The following is a 3,556-nucleotide window of genomic DNA, read 5'->3' as shown; positions in this document are numbered from 1 at the left end:
TGTGGGCATATTGCCGAGAAAATACCGTTAAATGTTCGAGAGTGGGATTGTCCAGACTGTGGGACACACCATGACCGAGATATTAACGCTAGTAAAAATATTTTGGCCGCAGGGCTTGCGGTGTCAGTCTGTAGAGCGACCATAAGACCAGAACAGAGTAAAACTGGGGCGGCAGGTGCGGAACCCCGAATGGGAAAGAAGCAGAAACCTAAATCGTGAGGTTTGGGAATCGCCGTCCGTTTACGGCGGTGAGGATGTCAACAGAAAATATAGCAGTTAGCCGTCTATTAGATATTTTAGTACAAATGCTCGGACTTCTTCTCCGCAGCTCCCTGTTCTGGTGTAGTCTTAACGAGTAATTGACCGCCTTTATCCTCAAGATGAAGTGTAACCTAATTTTGATATCGACGGCCGGCGACCGACTCCCCAAAAGGAAAACTTTCTACCTCACCATTAGGATAACTACTTATGTATGAATAATATTATTGACCATGATCGTTTATTTAAGGAATTAATTTCGACTTTTTTTGTTGAATTTATTCAGTTGTTTTTCCCCGCGGTTATTAATTATTTAGAGCCTAATCAGATCACATTTTTAGACAAAGAAGTCTTTACCGATGTCACGGAAGGAGAAAAGTATGAAAGTGATTTAGTCGCCCAAGTTCAATTTCGGGGACAATCATCATTTTTCTTAATTCATCTAGAAGCACAGTCTAGCTCTCAACCGGAATTTAATCGGCGAATGTTTAATTATTTCGCTCGTCTGCATCAAAAATTTGCCTTACCAGTTTATCCGATTGTCATATTTTCCTATGAGCGTCCACAAAAAGAAGCAATTCGTCAATACAAAATTGATTTTCCTGACTTAAAAGTGTTAGAATTTAACTATCAAGTTGTCCAGTTAAATCGCTTGCATTGGCGAGATTTTCTCAATCAAGCTAATCCCGTCGCCGCCGCTTTGATGGCCAAGATGAAAATTGCCCCTCGGGATAGGGCAAAAGTTAAGGCACAATGTCTAAGATTATTGGTAACATTAAGATTAGATGCCGCTAGAATGCAATTGATTTCAGGTTTTGTCGATACCTATCTCAATCTCAACTCGTCCGAGGAGATAGAATTTCAACAGGAGATTAGCACATTTATTCAACCCGAACAGGAGGGAGTTATGCAGATTACCACCAGTTGGATGCGTCGCGGTTTAGAACAGGGTTTAGAACAGGGTTTAGAACAGGGTTTAGAACAGGGTTTAGAACAGGGTTTAGCAAGAGAAAGAAATCTAATTGTCCGTCTGATTAAACGTAAGTTAGGAGCTATTGATGTGGATATAGAGAGTCGGATTATGACCTTGAATATTGATGATCTGGAACGAGCGGGGGAAGCTTTATTTGATTTTTCGACAGTGGAGGATTTAACTAATTGGTTAAATGTTTTAGATGCTTAGTATTTTTCTTTTAAACTTCAGAGAAGGCCAGGTATGGGTATGAGTATAAGCTTTGAAAATGCTATCCAACAAACTCAAGATTTACTAACTCAAATTGAGTTTTTAGATGCCAACACAATCACTCAAAAACTTACTGAGTTAGTCTCGACAGAAAATGGAGCCAGAGGATTTTTTGTCACTTACTTAACCAGCGATTTATCCTATACGGAATATCCTAGTTTAGAAGTAATCACTGCTTTAAAAACTTCCCCGATATTAGTGAATGAATTATTAGTCAAAAATCTGGCTATGTCCACGGCAATGGTTATCTATCATCGCAAGCAAGGAGATGAAGAAAACGCCCGAGGTTCTGAGAGAGTCCAGGAAAAAACTGGTCAACTAATTAAGCAGTTATTATCGCCAGAACTGGGGGAAAAATTACAACAATTAGCCACCAGTTTAAACAGGGAACAAGGAGAATATCAAGCCTTTCTAGAGCGCTGGGGATATGACGATTGCCAACGTCAAGCGATCGCAGAAATTATTCAACCTTTTCTTCAGTAACTAGGGTTTGCTGGAAAAGTTGGTTGTTGGGAGCAGGGTGTAGGGTGCGGGGTGTAGGGTGTGGGGTTTTGCCCATTCCGATCAATACAGGGTCCGGCACTTTTGGATGGCCAAAAAGTCTAAAAGTCTTATCCAACAAGCTTTTTGGATTTATTCAGCCGGAGTTCGGTATTTCTTAGTCAACTTCCGGGAGGTAAAACCCCAAGCCGATGATGGGATTTGAACCCACGACCAATTGATTACGAATCAACTACTCTACCACTGAGCTACATCGGCACATTGCCAATTCCCGATTATATCACGGACAATAGATACACAGCTAGAAAAATTTTTTTATGAGCAAATCCACTCGACTCGATCCCCAAAAATACGCCCGCTTGAAAGAGGAAGCGGCTAATCCCTACCGAGGTCTGCGGCAGTTTATCTATCTCGGTTTAGGTGCTTCTGGTTTTATTGGTGCGGTGGTTTTTCTAGCCCAATTAGCGGCAGGTAGGGACGTAGCCACCGCCTTACCCAATTTTGCCCTACAAATCGGGGTGGTGGCCCTGATGATTTGGTTATTTCGTCGGGAGAAAAAAGCTGGCGGTTGAGGGAGTAGCGGCCGATGGCCAAAACAGTCTCTTCTCCCGGAGAATAAAAGTTAACATTAACTCTAGTCTTTTCGTGTTATGATCGGAGGGAGAGTCAAGATTAGTGTTCAAGTTCGTTTTCAGTATTAATTCGGTAAGTCTTTTACTTTAGTATTGTTCGGCTTCTCCCTGAATTTTGTGTCTCCACACCGTTTCGAGTATTGATCGAGGATTCAAGTATTATGTCTATTTTTGTTGGTAATCTCTCTTACGAGATTTCCCAAGAAGATCTGGTCGACGTCTTTGCAGAGTACGGCAAGGTTAAAAGGGTTCATATTCCCGTGGATCGCGATACACAGCGCAAACGCGGTTTCGCCTTCGTGGAAATGGAAAGTAAAGCCGAGGAAGCCGCTGCGATTGAGGCACTGGATGGTGCTGACTGGATGGGACGAGCAATTAAAGTTAACCAGGCCCGCGAGCGTGAAGAGCGCACAGAGCGTGCGCCCTTCAATGGTGGTGGTGGTGACAGAAAAAAACGCTATTAAGCTTTTTTTGTGAATAATTGTCGGAGGGTGAACAGGGTTCACCCTTTTTTTATCGGCAATTGCGATCGCAGATACGCTCAAAACCAATAGAAATCTAAATGTCTGAGTCTCTCCAAAAGGTAACAAGTAAACTATAAAGGATATCGTCATCAGAATCTGATCGGCGATCGACTCCCGAATATATGGACAACAAAAACCGATGGAGACAACCTACACCCTAGCTGATGGGACTGAAGCACTTCAATGCCCCACTTTAGTCGAAGATGATCGCACGGGCATGAGTCCCGAAACCCTAAAACGGGCTTTTCTGGACAATCTGTTTTATTTGCAAGGGGTTAACCGCACTAATGCCAGTCCCTACAATTACTATGTCGCCCTTGCCTACACCGTTCGCGATCGCCTCCTGCGTCGTTTTCTGAAATCCACCGACACCTACAAACAAGAAAAAGTTAAACTCG

The 3,556-nt window shown here is 42.7% G+C and carries 5 protein-coding genes, 1 tRNA gene and 1 pseudogene; 6 read left to right on the top strand and 1 reads right to left on the bottom strand.

Annotated elements, in window-relative coordinates:
• The 3 genes from PX484_RS06245 to PX484_RS06235 all read left to right on the top strand — a co-directional run.
• On the top strand, positions 1 to 219 hold a 219-nt coding region (locus tag PX484_RS06245), incomplete at its 5' end, for a zinc ribbon domain-containing protein (protein WP_288103172.1).
• 253 nt (positions 220 to 472) lie between these two features.
• Complete coding sequence (locus PX484_RS06240) at positions 473 to 1,441, top strand: DUF4351 domain-containing protein (protein WP_287765026.1); 969 nt, start codon at positions 473 to 475, stop codon at positions 1,439 to 1,441.
• A 39-nt stretch (positions 1,442 to 1,480) separates the two neighbouring features.
• The gene (locus PX484_RS06235) at positions 1,481 to 1,984 is read left to right on the top strand and encodes a sll1618 family protein (protein WP_043997712.1); all 504 of its coding nucleotides are present in this window, start codon (positions 1,481 to 1,483) and stop codon (positions 1,982 to 1,984) included.
• A gap of 204 nt (positions 1,985 to 2,188) precedes the next feature.
• On the opposite strand, the gene PX484_RS06230 is transcribed toward PX484_RS06235, so the two are convergent.
• Positions 2,189 to 2,260, bottom strand: a tRNA-Thr gene (locus PX484_RS06230).
• A 59-nt stretch (positions 2,261 to 2,319) separates the two neighbouring features.
• Here PX484_RS06230 and PX484_RS06225 point away from each other — a divergent pair.
• From PX484_RS06225 to PX484_RS06215, 3 genes and pseudogenes are all read left to right on the top strand, one after another.
• Complete coding sequence (locus PX484_RS06225; protein ID WP_287666827.1) at positions 2,320 to 2,574, top strand: DUF3493 domain-containing protein; 255 nt, start codon at positions 2,320 to 2,322, stop codon at positions 2,572 to 2,574.
• A 221-nt stretch (positions 2,575 to 2,795) separates the two neighbouring features.
• Positions 2,796 to 3,098, top strand: coding sequence for an RNA-binding regulator (gene rbp / locus PX484_RS06220; protein WP_002800929.1), 303 nt, complete (start codon positions 2,796 to 2,798; stop codon positions 3,096 to 3,098).
• A gap of 199 nt (positions 3,099 to 3,297) precedes the next feature.
• A pseudogene (locus PX484_RS06215) lies at positions 3,298 to 3,556 on the top strand (glycogen phosphorylase); the annotation flags it as partial.

Source organism: Microcystis sp. M49636_WE2 (assembly GCF_030065375.1).
In the GTDB taxonomy this organism is placed as follows: Bacteria; Cyanobacteriota; Cyanobacteriia; order Cyanobacteriales; family Microcystaceae; genus Microcystis; species Microcystis aeruginosa_C.
This window is presented reverse-complemented; position numbering and strand designations above follow the sequence as displayed.